The 15,843-nt window shown below is 67.8% G+C and carries 13 protein-coding genes and 1 pseudogene; 7 read left to right on the plus strand and 7 right to left on the minus strand.

Going from position 1 to position 15,843, the window contains the following annotated elements; genetic code table 11:
- Positions 1 to 20: 20 nt before the first annotated feature.
- Positions 21 to 497 carry a hypothetical protein gene (locus AMYAL_RS50150; RefSeq protein ID WP_020635472.1) on the plus strand — a complete coding sequence of 159 codons (477 nt, stop codon included), beginning with the start codon at positions 21 to 23 and terminating at the stop codon, positions 495 to 497.
- An 80-nt stretch (positions 498 to 577) separates the two neighbouring features.
- On the opposite strand, the gene AMYAL_RS0132515 is transcribed toward AMYAL_RS50150, so the two are convergent.
- The 4 genes from AMYAL_RS0132515 to AMYAL_RS47915 form a co-directional block, all read right to left on the minus strand.
- Positions 578 to 1,504 (minus strand): aminoglycoside phosphotransferase family protein, encoded by a 927-nt coding sequence (locus AMYAL_RS0132515; protein WP_245193194.1) that lies wholly within the window; start codon positions 1,502 to 1,504, stop codon positions 578 to 580.
- A 146-nt stretch (positions 1,505 to 1,650) separates the two neighbouring features.
- A complete protein-coding gene (locus tag AMYAL_RS0132520; RefSeq protein ID WP_143267850.1) occupies positions 1,651 to 3,789 on the minus strand; it encodes an NACHT domain-containing protein in 2,139 nt (712 codons plus the stop codon).
- 235 nt (positions 3,790 to 4,024) lie between these two features.
- Positions 4,025 to 4,546, minus strand: coding sequence for an acyl-CoA thioesterase (locus tag AMYAL_RS46610; RefSeq protein ID WP_084702189.1), 522 nt, complete (start codon positions 4,544 to 4,546; stop codon positions 4,025 to 4,027).
- Positions 4,547 to 5,749: 1,203 nt separating this feature from the next.
- A complete protein-coding gene (locus AMYAL_RS47915; protein ID WP_020635476.1) occupies positions 5,750 to 6,238 on the minus strand; it encodes a MarR family winged helix-turn-helix transcriptional regulator in 489 nt (162 codons plus the stop codon).
- A gap of 69 nt (positions 6,239 to 6,307) precedes the next feature.
- Between AMYAL_RS47915 and AMYAL_RS0132535 the strand changes: the two genes are divergently transcribed.
- Entirely contained in the window at positions 6,308 to 7,510 is a 1,203-nt protein-coding gene (locus AMYAL_RS0132535; RefSeq protein WP_026467632.1) for an FAD-dependent oxidoreductase, read from the plus strand.
- A 67-nt stretch (positions 7,511 to 7,577) separates the two neighbouring features.
- Here the strand turns inward: AMYAL_RS0132535 and AMYAL_RS0132540 are convergent, their stop codons facing one another.
- From AMYAL_RS0132540 to AMYAL_RS0132550, 3 genes are all read right to left on the minus strand, one after another.
- The gene (locus AMYAL_RS0132540) at positions 7,578 to 8,390 is read right to left on the minus strand and encodes a tyrosine-protein phosphatase (RefSeq protein ID WP_020635478.1); all 813 of its coding nucleotides are present in this window, start codon (positions 8,388 to 8,390) and stop codon (positions 7,578 to 7,580) included.
- A 112-nt stretch (positions 8,391 to 8,502) separates the two neighbouring features.
- Positions 8,503 to 9,669 carry a sensor histidine kinase gene (locus tag AMYAL_RS0132545; RefSeq protein WP_039794501.1) on the minus strand — a complete coding sequence of 389 codons (1,167 nt, stop codon included), beginning with the start codon at positions 9,667 to 9,669 and terminating at the stop codon, positions 8,503 to 8,505.
- Positions 9,669 to 10,322, minus strand: a complete 654-nt coding sequence (locus AMYAL_RS0132550; protein ID WP_026467634.1) for a response regulator transcription factor — start codon at positions 10,320 to 10,322, stop codon at positions 9,669 to 9,671. Before AMYAL_RS0132550 ends, AMYAL_RS0132545 begins: the two co-directional genes overlap by 1 nt.
- Positions 10,323 to 10,412: 90 nt before the next feature.
- On the opposite strand from AMYAL_RS0132550, the gene dacB reads away from it, so the two are divergent.
- The 5 genes and pseudogenes from dacB to AMYAL_RS0132575 all read left to right on the plus strand — a co-directional run bounded on the left by dacB (position 10,413) and on the right by AMYAL_RS0132575 (position 15,793).
- Positions 10,413 to 11,981 (plus strand): D-alanyl-D-alanine carboxypeptidase/D-alanyl-D-alanine endopeptidase, encoded by a 1,569-nt coding sequence (dacB, locus tag AMYAL_RS0132555; RefSeq protein ID WP_039794503.1) that lies wholly within the window; start codon positions 10,413 to 10,415, stop codon positions 11,979 to 11,981.
- A gap of 11 nt (positions 11,982 to 11,992) precedes the next feature.
- Positions 11,993 to 13,171 carry a serine hydrolase domain-containing protein gene (locus tag AMYAL_RS0132560; protein ID WP_020635481.1) on the plus strand — a complete coding sequence of 393 codons (1,179 nt, stop codon included), beginning with the start codon at positions 11,993 to 11,995 and terminating at the stop codon, positions 13,169 to 13,171.
- Between the two features lie 63 nt (positions 13,172 to 13,234).
- Entirely contained in the window at positions 13,235 to 13,846 is a 612-nt protein-coding gene (locus AMYAL_RS0132565; RefSeq protein ID WP_020635482.1) for a hypothetical protein, read from the plus strand.
- Between the two features lie 121 nt (positions 13,847 to 13,967).
- Positions 13,968 to 14,540, plus strand: a pseudogene (locus AMYAL_RS50505) (transposase); the annotation flags it as partial.
- 128 nt (positions 14,541 to 14,668) lie between these two features.
- Positions 14,669 to 15,793, plus strand: a complete 1,125-nt coding sequence (locus AMYAL_RS0132575) for a nucleotide disphospho-sugar-binding domain-containing protein (protein ID WP_026467635.1) — start codon at positions 14,669 to 14,671, stop codon at positions 15,791 to 15,793.
- Positions 15,794 to 15,843: the final 50 nt, after the last annotated feature.

The raw sequence follows: 15,843 nt of genomic DNA on the forward strand, positions 1-15,843 counted from the left end.
CCGACCGGGAGGGAAACGACATGAGAAACCGGGGAACCAGAATCACGGGCTTCGCCGCAGCGCCGCTGCTGGCGATCGCGGGCATGCTGGCGGGCGGCGCGCCGTCTGCCGCGTCCGACGGGGTGTCGGCGCTGGCCACCGAGTACAACGAGGCGGTACTGGGTGGTCCCATACAGAACACATATGGCTGCACGGAATCGGCGTATGGCGAAGCGTGCTTCGTGAAGTACGGCGACCAGATCTACCTGGTGGCGCAAAGCACCGGCGTGTACGCGCGCTGGAGCAACTGGCTGTGGGACGGCAGCAGCTGGCGGCAGTACCGGCAGGGTGAATGCTCGATCAGCACCCAGAACACCTGGGGCCACTGCAACAAGGACTTCTACGAGGACAGCACCAACCCCAACGCCTTCGGCGGGAAGGGAAGCGGAATCAGGCTGTCGCTCTGCAAGTCCGGTGCGGGTTGCTCGACCGAGACCTGGACGTGGAACGACGGCTGATCCCGTTCGCTTCGCGCATGCTCGACCGAGAGCGGGAGCCCGGCGCGCCGGGCTCCCGCTCCCATGAGCTGTGCCATGGGCTATCGCTCCTCGGCGTCGAGCCGGGCCAGCGCGGCGCTGAGGAACGCGTCCCGGCGCTCCCCAAGAACGTCGGCATCGAGGTCTGGTCGCCCCTGGTCATGCATGGCCGGGACGCAGAACGCCATGTCGGCCAAAGTGCAGGACGCCGCCACGACATCCCAGTAGGCGACCTGATCCGCCCGTCGCCCGGCGGCCCGCTGCCAACCCTGCAGCACTTGGTCGGCGGCAGGGATCCCGAACATCAAGGCTGCGTCGAATCGTGCCCCGCTCAGGTCGATTCCCGGTGACCCGGCACCCGCACAGTCCCAATCGACAAGGCCTGTGCAGCGATCGCCGGACCACAGCGTGTTCCCGTGCCACAGATCTCCGTGAACGAAAACCGTCGGGCCTTCGGGCACCGGAAGTCGGTCGAGGCGTTCCTCGGCGGCCTTCAGCAGCTGAGTGGTGCCCTTCTCGCGACGGCAGGCCGCGAAGTCCACATCCGCTATCGACCGGGTCCGTAACGGCAGGGCGGCCCGAGGCGCCAACGGGACCGTCTGCAGTGCGGCCGCCACAGCTCCCAGGCAGCGCAGCCGCCTGGCAGAGGCGACCGGAGGAATCTTGCTGTCCCCTGGCAGAACCGTGGTCAGCAGCGCCAAAGTACCTGTTTCAGCACCGTCGAGATCCGCGGCGATCAGTTGGGCGGCGGGCAACCGGTAATCACCGGCAACCCGCAACGCCGCCACCTCGGTGCCGAAACGCCGGCAATGGTCGGGGTCGGCCGGGTCCCCGAGCCGCAGCACCACCGCTTCGACCTGATCCGCCGGTTCGAACCTCAACAGCCACGGATTCGCGCCCTCGCGCAAGCCAGTGACAGCGGCCACCCGAACACCGCCGCCCACCGCGCCGACTGCCCAGCGCAGGACCTCCTCAGACAGCCCTGACATCGCCATCACACCCCCGCGCCAGACTAACGCGCGGACCGAACTCGTGGGCCCAGACCGCCTCCACCTGCAGGACCTCTGATCCCGAACTCCTTCGCCGACGCGGCGACCGGTTTGTCACCCGGACAGGCCAACTCGACGGGACCGTGTCATTCGGTCAACGACTTCGGGTGATCCGGCGACGCGGTGGGCGTGGTCTCCGCTGCGAGGTGGTCTTGCAGCGTGGCGTGGCGGAATTGGTAGAGCGGGCCGACCGTTCTGAGGATGTGCCGTGAGCGCGCGTCTTCGAGGAACCGCAGGAATCGGAAGGGCGTCCGGTACCGGACGGTGAGATAGAGCTGGCCGCAGGCCGATCGCATCGTCTTCGACAGGGCCGTCCACACCGCGATGGCGATCGCTGCCCCGACGAACGCGCCGATGACGGCTTCTTCCAGCCCGCTCTGAACACCCCCGACCACGCCCCCGAGAAGCCCGAAAACGAGCGCGCCCGCCGAAGCGAAGGTCACGAGCAGCAGGGGAACGGTCGCGAGTTCAGCGCGCCAGAGGTTCACCGGAGTGGGCGGGTTGACGTCGTTTCGTCCTTGCTGAGCCAGATGGTCGAGTAGACCGACCGTCACGCCACCCACCAGGCCGACGGGCACGCACACCCCAAGCCCTCCCACGTACCCGGAGGCGAAACCTCCTGCGAATCCTCCCTGCGAGCCTGCCACAACCCCGAAACCGAGGCCCAGAGACAGCCCCAGCTGGACCCCTCGCCTGAGGTTCCGCGACTGGAATGAGCCCCCGAGTGTGAGGGGGTACTTGGCAGCCGGTGCCAGGAACTTGGCCGCGACCCCGATGCCGGCCAGGGCGCCTGAAATGACCCAGAACAGGTCGTCCGCCAGGACGGCGATCAGTGTCCCCGCGGTCAGCACCGCAGGAATCGTGAACAAGACCGTTGGTATCAAGGAGGCGAGGCGGCCGGACATCGGCGACCACGCGGCCGTCCCCCACCAGGTGAAGTCACGGGTGCGGTCCCGGTGAAGCCTGCCGGCGATGACGCCGAGGGTGCGGCGGACCGTGGCGGGAGTGTAGGGCGACGGCTTCTCCCACGGCCGGCTCGTGTAAGCGGCGGCGATCGCCTGGTCGAGTAGGTGCTGGGTGATGGTTCTGGAGTCGGTGAACCGATCGGTGTCGAGCAGTTCGTCGACGGTGGCGTCCAGTTTTCCCAGCGGCGGGTAGATGTCGTGCAGAAGACTCACCCACAACGGGCTGCTCAGCACCGACGCCACGGGACTGGAACGGTCGTCCTTCATCGTCTCGGCAAGCGATTTCCACTCGGACGGAGCCGGTGAGGCCAGCGGGCCGAGCAGGTAGCGGAGGGTGGCCGCGGGCGTCAACGGCTCCAGCCTCACCGCCACCGCGCCGACAAGCAGGTGCTGCCGTGCTGCGTCGGCCATCTCGTCCGTGCGGCTGAGCAGAATCACACGGAACGTTGCCTGGTCGCTGAGCACCTGCAGCGCGATCGGCCGCAGATGTTCCGGGATCTCATCGAGCCCGTCGAGGATGACGGTGATGTGCCGCTCCAGCAAGGCCCGCGCGTGACGGGCACCCCCACGGCCGCGCAGCAACGGAATCAGGGTCAGTCTGCTCACCAGCCAGTCCATGACCGAGGTGGTCTCCGGATCCCAGCCGTGCAGGGTGAGGATCACCGGAACCGGGATCCGCCACCGGTCGTGGTCACCGGCAGCGGATTCCCGGTACTGCAGGGCGTCCAGCTGGAGCAGCACGGCCGCCGAGCTCTTGCCCGAGCCCGCCGGCCCGACGAGGATCAACCGTCCTGACGGAAGAGCGCCATAGACCCTGTGCAGCTTCTCGCGGTTACCCGACCGCAGGTCCGCCGACGTTATGGGGCCAAGGCCCGGCAAGGGCTGGAACCACGCCTCCGCACCGCGTGACGCCGTCGCCGCGGCGACACTCCCAGTGATTCCCTTCGCCACTCCCGACCACCGGAGGGGCAAGGGAGAAGGCTGCATCAAGCCACGCTCCAGCGCCGCCGTCACGCTTTGCGCGCGCATCACCGTCGCGAACCGGTCCGACAGCTCGTCGAGCCCTGTCGACGGCGGGAGTACCGCCTTCCACAACCCGACGACGCTGACGGCGAGACCCACCGCGGCGAGGACGAACTGTCCATAGGTAGCGGCGTTACCCCGTGCTTCCGACGGCAGGAAAGCGACCTCGACAACCCACCAGACCAACGCCACGGCAAGCAAACCGAGGCCGAGCAGCAAACCCTGTCGTCTTCTCACTGCCGATCCATCGGAACGCGACCACGCGGCATCACAAACAGACCACCTGCTCACTCGAATGGACCAACCGCCGGCGCTCCGGAACGAGACACGATGACCATCATGGCCGCCTCACCGTCTGCTCGACGGTGAGGCGGCCATTCTCGAAATGGTCGTCGCCAGGTGCGATCCGACAGACGCGATCGTCACCCCCCGCGGACCACGCTGGAGAAACCGTTCCGGGAGCGCCGACGGGTCAGTGAGAGATTTTGCCTGGGCGGCCGGGCGGCCGTTTCCCGGAACCGGTGCTGCGCTGCCGATGCAGGTCCTCGGATGACGATCGGGTCGCAGGCACCGGTGTCGCGGGCCGCGGCGTTCCGGTGGAGTCGATGGCCACGAACACCAGATCCGCCGAAGCCACTGGTGTCGGGGGCTCTGGGACGTCTTCAGGGCTGTCCGCCCAACCCGTCCAGTAGGTGGCGGTAACCTTCACGCAGACTTCGATCGAGGTGTTGTTGACCTGTTCGATCCGGGCATAGGCATGCAGCAGCGCGCCTTCCTTGACCCGGTTCAGGAACTCCATCCGCTTCACGGCACGGGTGGCTGTCGGGCCGTTGCTCTGCTCGAGCGTGGCCACCCATGCCGCGTGGTCGATCAGCCGGAAAATAACGAAACCGCTGACATCTCCCTGGTGGTTGAGGTCAGCCGACTGGGCAAGATGAGTCAGGGTGCACTTCGTCAATGTTCTCGACGCAAACCCTGGCGGACTGTGGTTCATCTCACTATCCTTCCGATCATGAGTTGATTACTTGACTCCCTGCGACATGCCAGTGCCGCAGGGAGCTGGGAAATGCCAATCCCAAGGCACGCCGCGGAAAAGACCGCGCGACAGTGCCTGCCGTCGTCACAGGGACGACCGGGCTACTGGAAATCCCCGTCGAACGCCGACGGCGTCAATTCAAACGACTTGTTTCTGGTTCAGGAATTACGCTGACCCGGCCACCGGATTTCGATAGTCAGTGCGGGCATCTCGCAGAGAAGAGTATCAACACAGAGTCAGCGTTGCCAACTTACAGTAACAGCTTCACACGAACGGTGAATCGCCCACGATGCGGAACCAGTCGCCGTTGAGCGACGGAGAACGACAGCTTGGTCGGGACTTTCGAACGTCGTCGGCATTCCCGCCAGGGCCAGGGATGGCCCGCACTCCCGGTCTGGGCCGGTTCGACGAGGTGGTCCCGGCTTTTGGCGCCCGACCTCGGCAAGAATCGGACTGTTGCCATTCACGGAGAATGCCTCTCGACACCTTTAACCATGCGCCAAAAGCCATGCTTCGAGCAGTTCGGTATGCGAACGGGTGTTCGCCAAAGTTGCCGACGATTCGGCGCGTGAAGCGACGACAGCCGAATACCTCACCAGTCTCGACCCCGGCCGTGAAAGGTATTCGTGTTGCGGGCCCACGGTCGGCCCATTCCTTGCATTCCTGCTGGATGGGGCAGGACTCTCGACGCGTCCCACGTGACGTACTGTGCCACCAAAAGACTCTCGGTCGGCCTCTTCGTAATGGTCGGCGTCCTCGTTCTGGCCGCGTGCGACGGCTCTGCCGCGCCGGACGCCCGACAGGACGCTGCCGACCTCGACCCCGCGAAGTGCGCTGACCCGAATTTCGCCAGTGCTCACAAGGACTTTTGCGTCGACAACGCCTCCGTGTCAGAGAGGCCGGCAGCCGAAGCCGCTACGTTGTCCAACGGCTTGAAGGTACGGACCCGGCCATTCGGGAGGGCGGCTCCACCGACCTGCCGGAGCAGCTCGTCGCGGGCAGCTCGGCGACGATGACGTCGTCTTCCGGTTCAACCCTGACACCACCTCCACAGGCGACATCACCTTCACGAACGTCCAGACCTTGTGCAAGTAGCGCTCGCCCGCGTCGATGCTTCTTCTGCCCGGTACACCGGGTCCACTTCCGAACGGGGCTCGGCGATCACAGCTCCAACCGCCGGTTGGCACTCTCCGCCGCCTCGGTGATCTTCGACAGGAACGTGGTGACGACACGAAGTTCCTCGGGGTCGGCGGCGCGGAGTGTGGCCGCGATCTCGGCGCCGGCGAAGGTGAGGAACCGGCGGGCGTGTTCGCGCGCGGCGGGGGTCGGGCGCAGGGTGACACGGCGACGGTCGCTGCTCTCGCGGCTGCGCTGGACATGACCGGCGTCCTCGAGCCGGTTCAGCAGAATCGTGGTGGCCCCGGTGGTCATGGCGATCCGCCGGGACAGCTCCACCGGCGAGAGCGGTGTCCCCGCTTCGGCGGCCCAGGTGATCTGCCCCAGCGCATGGGCGTCCGAAGCGGGCAGCCGCATCCAGACGGCGAGATGGCGATTCAGGTCACCGAAGCCGGCCGCCCAGTCTCGAAGCCGCTGCATCACTTCGATCTGGATCGGCGTCCAGCTCTCGGTCAGCGGGTCGACATCGGCCATGCGATCACCTTTGCAGCGTAGTAGCTTTGCAGTAAAGCTACTACGCCCGCTATCGACAGGGGAACTCTGATGACCACTCGACACGCCGTGGTGTCCGGCGCGAGTATCGCCGGACTCTCGGCCGCTTTCTGGCTGCGGCGCACCGGCTGGGAGGTGACCGTGCTGGAGAGGGCGACGGAGTTTCGCGACGGCGGGCAGAACGTCGACGTCCGCGGCGTCGGCCGCGAGGTACTCGCCAGGATGGGCTTGACCGACGCGGTGAGAGCGCAGAACACCACCGAGACCGGCACCGTTTTCGTGGGTGCCTCCGGTGAGGTCCTCGTGGAGCTGCCCTCTGACGGCCCCGACGGCGCGACCGCCGAACTCGAAATCCTGCGTGGCGATTTTGCCTGCACGATCCTGCAGCAGCTGCCCGAAGGGGTCGAGATCGGTTACGGCGACACCATCGTCGCGGTCGAGGAAGAGACCGACAGGGTCACCCTGACCACGAACGCCGGTCGGGTCCTACACGCCGACCTGCTGGTCGTCGCCGAAGGCGTCCGCTCCACCACCCGCGACCTGCTCTTCGAGGGCCAGGTCGACCGCCGCGCGCTGGGCATCACCATGGTCTTCGGCACCATCCCGCGCGCCACCGACGACGACAGCCGATGGCGCTGGTACACCACGGTCGGCGGCAGGCAGGTGCATTTACGCCCGGATGATCACGGCACCACGCGCGCCATCCTCGCCTGCACCGAGGCCGAAGACCCGACCCGGCTCGACCGGGCAGAGGCACTGTCCAGGATCCGTGACCGCTTCTCCGGCGTGGGCTGGGAAGCGCCCCGGATCCTGGACGGGTTCGACGGCTCCGACGACGTCTACTTCGACCACCTCACCCAGATCCGCATGCCGGTCTGGCACCGCGGGCGGGTATGCCTGGCCGGTGACGCCGCCTGGTGCGTGACCCCGCTGGGTGGCGGCGGTGCCTCGCTCGCGCTCGTCAGCGGTTACGTCCTCGCGGCCAGCTTGTCCGGCACCGGATCCGGCTCCCTCACGCCCGGCCTCACGGCTTACGAGAACTGGATGCGGCCACTCGTCGACGACGTCCAGCAACTCCCCCGCTGGATCAAACCGTTCGCCTTCCCCCGGACCCGGCTCGGCCTGACACTGCGCAGAATGGCCGACAAGGTACTCGTGTCACCGGTACTGGCGCCCTTGACGGCGAGGTTCGCCAGGATCGCCGATACCGACCGTGCGCTGCCGTCCATCGCGGCAACGGGGACGGTGAGCTGAAGAGCAGATGTTCCCCGCCGAACACGGCGACGTCGACAGGGATGCCGTGTTGTGGCTCGGCTGGGTGTCAGATCAGCAGACGGGCCTTCAACGCGTCGATGGTCGCATCGTCGAGGCGCAGTCCTTGGCGGGCGTAGGCGTCCATGGACCCGTAGAGATGGTCGACCTCGTCGAACGCCGCGCGCAGCCAGCTCAGCTCGACAGCCTTCGGATCACCCAGCTTGTCATTGCTGAGCATGAAGTCGGCCTCGATGGCCGCACGTGGCACACCGAGCAGGCTCAGGAGGATCGCCGTCCCCCAGCCGGTACGGTCCTTGCCCGCCGAACAATGAAATACGGTGGCGCCGGAACCGTTCGCCGCGATGGCCCGCAGCAGGTCGCCGAACGCGTGGTCCGCGCCCACGAAGTCGACCATGAACGGGTAGCCGATCGACTGGCCCAGGTTGTCGGATCCGTTGAGCAGCCCGGCCGCGATGGCCTTCACCAGCGTGACGGCGGCGTTGTCGTGGAACCGCAGCCCGTGTTCGAGCGAGACCACGTCGGCCACCTGGTAACGGGCGCCCGCGGGCACTCGGTCCGGCTCGTCGTGGCGTTCCTTCACGTTGCGCAGATCGACATCCAGCGAGACGTTCGCGGCGGTGAGCCGCCGGAGATCCGCGTCGGTGAGCCGGGACAGCTTGTCGGACCGGAAGACCACGCCGGTACGCACCGTGCGGCCGTCGGTCGTCGTGTACCCGCCGACATCGCGGAAGTTCTTGGCGCCCTCCAGGTTCACCGCGACGGCACCTGGGGCCTCGCTGCTCGCCCACGCCGGCACGGTCACCCCGCCGGCGACCGCGGTCGCCGCGGTGACGGCCACGAGTAGCTTTCGCACGCGCATATCGCTCCCTCCGACAACATCCAGACCAAACGCGAACAATTCCCGCATACGCCGGGGGCGGCAACCGTAACCGGCGAAGGATTCGCGAGGAGTTCAACGAGCGGACACGGAGTCAGGCGAACTCGACCCTCATCGTCAAGCCGCCATCCTGCCTCGGTGTCGCCGTGACCGGCATGTCATGAGCGGTGGCGATCGCCTGCACGATCGACAGGCCCAGCCCCAGGCCTTGCCCTGTCCGTGCTCTCCCCAGCCGCTGGAAGGGCTGGAAAAGACGGTCCACCTCGGTCGCGGGCACGACCGGGCCCGAGTTGGTCACGGTCAGCACGCCCGAGCCGCAGGACACCTCGACCCACCCGCCGGGCACGTTGTGCCGGATCGCGTTGTCCACCAGGTTCACGACCAGCCGCTCGGCGAGCGCGCGGTGCCCGGACACGAGACACGGTTCGATCGTGGTCCGCAGCGTGAGGTCTGGCGGACGGTGGACGTCGACCACCTCGGTGACCATCTCGCCGAGATCGAAGGGATGCCGGACGTCGATGCCGCCGTGGCCGCGGGTCAAGGTGAGCATGGCTTCGATCAGCCGTTCCTGCTGAGCACCCGCCACGAGAATCCGCTCGTGCGCCGCACGCAGGGATGCCATCGTCGCGTCCGGGTCGTCGAGCGCCACCTGCCCGATAGTGCGCTGGCGGGCGAGCGGTGTGCGCAGCTCGTGCGACGCGTTGGCCACGAACTGGCGCTGCGCCTGGAATGCCGCCTCGAGCCTCCCGAGCAGTTCGTCGAAGGTGTCCCCCAGCTCCTTCAGCTCGTCGTCCGGGCCGGACGGCGCGAGGCGCTGGTGCAGGTTGGTCGCCGAGATCTTCCGTGCCGCCGCGGTGATCGTGCGCAGCCTGCGCAGGACGCGGCCTGCCACCCACCAGCCGAGTGCGAGCGCGAGCGCCACCATCATGGCCAGCGCGATTCCGGACTGGACCAGCAGCTGGTGCAGCACCTCCTGCCGTTGCGCCGCCAAGGCTTCTTCGGCCTTCGCGGCGACCTGCTCGGCCTCGACGCCCAGCATGGGGAGCGAGCTACCCGCCGGGGCCGGGGCGGCGGAGTCCAGGGGATACCGGAACAGCCGCACGTTGCCCGCCGGCTGCACCGCGTGACGCACCAGGAAGTACGTGGCCGTCAGGACGCCCGCGCCGCAGAGCAGGAACAGCCCGCCGTACAGGAGGGTCAGCCGCAGCCGGACGGTTCGGCGCGGCAGGCAGCGGCCGGCGAGCCGGAGGAACAGGCCCATCAGATTCGGTAGCCGCTCTTGGGCACGGTCTCGATGACCTGCGGGGCACCGAGCCGGGCCCGCAGCCTGCTGATCGTGATCTTCACGGCGTTGGTGAACGGGTCGGTCGCCTCGTCCCACACCCGTTCCAGCAGTTCCTCCGCCGATACGGCCCTGCCTTCCGCGGCCAGCAACAGCTCCAGCACACCGAACTCCTTCGGCGCGAGCTCCAGCGGCCGGTCACCACGAGTGGCCAGGCGCCGGGCCGTGTCGACCACGAGGTCACCGTGGCGCAGCACTGGCGGCACGGCGGGATGCGCCCGTCGCGCCAGCACCCCGACCCGAGCCACGAGCACCCGGAAGTCGAACGGCTTGGGCAGGTAGTCGTCCGCACCGAGGCCGAGGCCGTCGACGAGGTCTTCGGTCGTGGCCGCCGCGGTCAGCATCAGGATCCGGCTGCGGCACCGGGCCGCGATCAGCTCCGCGCACACCTCGTCGCCGTGTAGTCCCGGCAGATCCCGGTCCAGCACGATCACGTCGTAGTCGGTGTGCAGCGCGCGTTCGAGCCCACCGGTCCCGTCCAACGCCACGTCGACGGCCATCCGCGCACGCCGCAGCCCGGTGGCCACCGTGTACGCCATTTCCTCGTCGTCCTCGACGACCAGCACTCGCACGCGCACCAGTATCACCAGCCGAGGGTTTCGGCACCGTTTCTTCGCGGATGAAACCGTGCCGAAACCCTCGTCCGCGTAGAACTCGCTCTCGTGAAACATTCCGGCCAGGTCCAGACCGGCGACCACTCACGTCGCACCGTGCTCAAGCTCCTCGGCGCCACCCCCATCGCCGCGGCGGGTCTGCTGTCGGCAGGTGCGACGGCACGCGCCGACACCTCCGAGCGCACCCTCGCGGCCAAGATCGCCGACATCATCAAGCGGCCCGAGTTCGCCGGTTCCCAGTGGGGTATGCGGTTCCAGCCTGCCGGGGCCGAACCCGTCTTCACCATGAACCCCGAGCAGCGATTCGTCGCGGCCTCCGCCTTCAAGGTGTTCGTCGCGGGCTCCGCCTTCTCCGCGCTCGGCGCCGGCCACCGGTTCCGCACGACCGTCCACCGCACCGGCCCGGTGGTCAACGGTGCCCTCAGGGGAGATCTGGTGCTGGTGGCCGGCGGCGACCTGCTGCTGGGCCCGAGGATCCGGCCGGACGGCACGCTCGCGCTGCCGTTACCCGACCATTCCTACGGCAGCGCGACCGCCCCGATACACGGGGACCCCCTCCAGCAGCTGCGCCACCTGGCCGGCCAGGTGGCGTGCCGGGGCATCCGCCGCGTCGAGGGCCGGGTGACCGTGGACGCCTCGTTGTTCCGGCAGGGCCGTGAGCAGATCGCCATCGGGAACATCTCGATCCCGGTCTCGCCCATGATGGTCAACGACAACATCGTCGACGTGGTGGTGACGCCCGGCGGTCAGGCCGGTGCCCCGGCCGGGCTCCGGGTGTGGCCGGACATCGCCTACCTGACCGTCGTCAACGACGTCACCACCGTCTTGAACCCCTTGCGACGGCTGACTTTCACCGAGGTCTCGACTGCGCCGGACGGTACGCGCACCGTGCGGCTCACCGGTGACGTGCGGCTGGGCGGCCCGCCGGTCGTGTCCCCGTATTTCGTGCCCGACCCGGTTCGTTTCGCGGAGATCGCCTTCGCCGAGGCACTGCACGACGCGGGCGTCGACGTCATCGGTCACCTGTCCAGATTGGACAGTGGCCGTCGGACGCAGGTGGCCGAGTACATCTCTCCGCCCTTGTCGGAACAGGTGAAGGTCATGCTCAAGATCAGCTCGAACCCGCACACCGTCCACTTCCCCTATCTCGTCGGCGCCGTCGCCGGTCACGATCCCGACACCCCGAAGGTGACGGGAGAGCGTTACCAGCGGGAGCTGTTCGAGCGGGCCGGTGTCGACCCCGACGACCCGGTGGGCGACCGCTACACATCGGACTTCTTCGTCCGTTTCCTCAGCCATATGGCGCGGCAGAAGTACTTCGTCCCGTACCGGCAAGCGCTGCCGATCATGGGACGGGACGGATCGATCGCCCACGTTCTGCCCGATTCACCGGCCGCGGGCCGGGTCTTCGCCAAAACCGGCACCGCCAGCATGGGCGATGTCCTCCACAAGGCGCTGGCAGGCTACATCGTGCTGCCGGACGGCAGGCTGGTCATGTTCGCCCAGTTCATGAACAAATCCGTCGGCTCCGTCGACGAGGCGATGGCGCTGCAGAGCGTCGTCGAGACCGCGCAGGGCGAGATCGCCGCGGCCGTCTACGAATCGCTTACCCGGTGAAAGGAACAACCGTGTCCACTGCCCCATCACGACGCTCGGTCCTCGGCCTGCTCGGCGCCGCACCGATCGCCGCGGCAGGCCTGCTCGCCACGTCAGGCACCGGCGATGCGAGCGAAGCGGGGTACCGGCTGCCGCGCGACCTCCTGCCGGGCGGGCGCTTCGACCGGTTCGTTGCCGAACGCGCCGCGGCGGACCAGTTCTCCGGCACCGTTCTGGTGGCGTACCGGGGCAAGCAAGTGCTGACGAGATCCCACGGCATGGCCCACAAGACCCAAGGTGTCGCCAACGACACGACCACGAGTTTCGACCTCGCCTCGATGACGAAGTCGTTCACCGCGGTGGCCGTCGCCCGGCTCGCGCAGGAGGGCCGACTCGCGTTCCACGAGCCGCTCGGCACCTATCTCGACGGATTCCCCGCCGACGTCGCCACGGTCACCGTGCACCAGCTGCTCACTCATACCGCGGGCGCGGGCAGGCCGGGCAGGACCAACCAGCGTCCGCCCGGCGAGGACGAGTGGGACAGCGAGAACGACATCTGGCAGGGCATGTCGGCCTATCTGCGCACACTGCCCTTGCAGTTCACCCCCGGAACCCGCTTCGGCTACAGCAATGACGGCTACTTCATCCTCGGCGCCATCGTCGCCGCGGTTTCGGGGCAGTCCTATTACGACTACGTGCGGCGGCACGTGTTCACGCCGGCGGGGCTCACCGACACCGACTTCTACCTCAAGCCGACGGTGATCGCCGACGGTGGCATCGCCCACGGCTACCTGACCCAGCCCTCCGGAGAGCGGGTGGACATCACGACCACCCCCTGGCTCCCCTACATCGGAAGCCCGTACCACGGCGCGTTCTCGTCGGCGCCCGATCTTCTCCGTTTCGCGAAGGCGCTGCACGGCAACCAGTTGCTCAATCCGCCGTTCACCAGGGTCGTCACCGAGGGCAAGCACGCGCTCAGCCCGGCGGACCGTCCGTCCGGTGACGGCGAACTCCAGTTCTACGGGTACGGCCACGTCGAGGCCGTCACGGCGGCCCGCCGCGTCGTCGGGCACTCCGGCAGCGGCCCCGGCCGGGCGACCAACCTGGATGTGTTCCCGGACGCGGGCTGGGTGATCGTGGTCCTCGGCAACTACGACACCACCATCCAGCCGATCGTGGCGCTGGGACGGCAGCTGGTCACGCAGGGGTGAGGCGAGCGGGTTCGGCTTCGAATATCGCTCGTCGTTCGCCGTGCGGTAGCCGACACTCTGTGAGTGGGAACAGACATCAATGGCGTCATCGAGTACCGCCGGGCTTCGGCCTGCGCCGGGCACGGTCCCGGCTCTTGGGCGCAGGCCATCGACCTGGACATCTTGAACGACACCCGAAACTACGACGCGTTCGCCTGCCTGTTCGGTGTCCGCAACTTCGCCAACTTCCGGCCCATCGCGGCCGACCGCGGCTTGCCCGACGACGCCACGGACTTCACCGTGGCCCACATGGCGCGATGGGGATGCTTCGGCGCCACTTGGATCGGCTGGTCCGAGGTCGAGGCCGTCGACTGGGACGAGCTCGCCGACCTGCCCGACAGTCGCATTCACGAGTATCGACGGCAGCCGGACGGCAGCCTGGCTTTCCGCGGCAAAGCGGGCCATAACACGCGGTTCGCCAAGGTCAGTGGCACTCCGATCGGGGCGCAGGGCGAGGGAAAGATCTGGCCGGAGGGCACCGAATGGATCGACGGCGACGCGGTCTTCCGCAGTGAACGCCTGAGCCGGAGCCAGGCGGTAACCCTGGAATGGGCGCCGGTCTGGGCTGTCATGCGAGCTCTGGCCGGCGTCCACGGCGACGACAACGTGAGGCTCATCGTCTGGTTCGACGACTAGCCAGGGGCTTTCACGGCGGTGCGGGTCTGACGGCGTGCCGTGAAAGGAGAATGGTGCTCTGAGCTGCGATGATACGGCTTGCCAAAGGTCGTATCGCTTGTAGTTGAGGAGCACAATTCAGGTGGGCAAGTGTAGTTCGCCGTATCCGCAGCTGGTGGTAGGCGGGTCAGGTTCGGGTGTCGTGTCGCAGGCCGGGGCGGCGTTGCTGCTGAGAACGGCCGAATCGGTCGGGCTGATCACGGCTTTTGTCGAGGGTGTTGTCGCCGTTGCGGAAACCCCTCGCAGTGCACGATCCGGGCAAGATCGTGTTGGATTTGGCGGTCGCGGTCGCGCTGGGCGTGTTTGGGCTGGTGGCCTCGGATCCAACCGTGTCGCGGCTGATCACCGCGCTGGCCGAGGATCCGCGTAAGGCGGTGACCGCCATCCGCGGCATGGGAATGCGCCGGTGATCATGGACCCGACCACGGGGTCGACGCCGACGATCCGCTGATCATCGATCTGGACGCGACGTTGGTGACCGCGCACTCGGACAAGGAACGCGCCGCACCGAATTTCAAGCAGGGCTTCGGGTTTCATCCGCTGGGCGCTTGGCACAGGCGTTGACGCAGTTGCCATTCCAACCGGGATATCGGTCGGCCAGAAAGTCTTGATGCGCACCGATTCCGGCGGCGACACGCACGACTTCGTGCAGTACTGCCACCGACACGTGAAGCATGGCGCGCGGCCAGTACTGGATTCACCCGGCGATGCCGGAGTTGATCGAGAACGCGCTGCTGAACCTGCCACTCGACGAGATCGCCGATCGCGTGTTGAATGGGAATCGTGCGCGCACTCTTCGCGACCTCCCCCGGTCTTGGCCATGTGTTCCCGACGATCTCCCTGGCACACGCGCTGCGTGCCGCCGGCCACGAGGTGCTGGTGGCGACCGCGGGCGGCAAGGAGGCCGCGAACGCCGGCCTGCACGTCGTGGACACCGCGCCGGGTGTCGACATCGGCGCGGTGTTCCACCAGGCGGCCAGCGAGCAACCCGAGGAATTCGACTACAGCACGGACGTCGACACCGAGAAGGGGTTGGAGTTCGTCGGCGCGATCTTCGCCAAGTTGTCCGGCGTGTCGGTGGACCTGACCGTGTCGGCGGCCGAATCGTGGCGGCCGGACGTGGTCGTGTACTCGTCGATGGAGGGCACCGGGCCGCTGGTCGCCGCGAAGCTCGGCGTGCCGGCCGTGTCGCACGGCTTCGGGTTCGCCGACGAGGCGCCGATGACCGAGGTGATCTTCAAGAAGATGGTCGAGGAACGCGAACGGCATGGCGTGCAAGGGTTTCCCGAGGTGTGTGAGTCGATCGACGTGGCGCCGCCGAGCATGGTCGACCGGCCGGTGCGCGGCTGGCCGATGCGGTACGTGCCGTACAACGGAGGCGGCGTGCTGCCCGAGTGGGTGCTCGAACGGCCCGCGCGCCCGCGCGTCGCGGTGACACTCGGCACGGTGCTGACCCAGGTCGGCGCGCTCACGTCGTTGACCAAACTCGTCGATGTGGCACGGCATCTGGACGCCGAGTTCGTACTCGCCCTCGGCGACGCGGACCCGTCGCCGCTGGGAGAACTGCCGGACAACGTGCGGGCGGCCGGGTGGGTGCCGCTGTCCGCGCTGCTGCCGACCTGCGCGGCGCTGGTGCACCACGGCGGGGCAGGCTCGACGCTGACCGCGATCGACGCCGGAGTCACGCAGCTCGTGCTGCCGCACGGCGCGGACCAGTACGTGAATGCGGACGCCGTGGCGCGGCGCGGGCTCGGTCTGCGTTCGGAGCCGGATCAGGTGGACGCGGAGCTGATCGACCGCCTGCTCACCGACCCTGGGCTGGGCCGGGCCGCCTCCGAGGTGGCCGACGAGATCGCGACCCTGCCGAGGCCCGCCGACCTCGTACCGAAAATCGCCGGCCTTGCCTGACTTTGCCAGGGGTGCACACCGTGGCGTGCACTAATCTCTTGGGCTGACGC

It is taken from the genome of Amycolatopsis alba DSM 44262 (genome assembly GCF_000384215.1).
GTDB classification, from domain to species: domain Bacteria; phylum Actinomycetota; class Actinomycetes; order Mycobacteriales; family Pseudonocardiaceae; genus Amycolatopsis; species Amycolatopsis alba.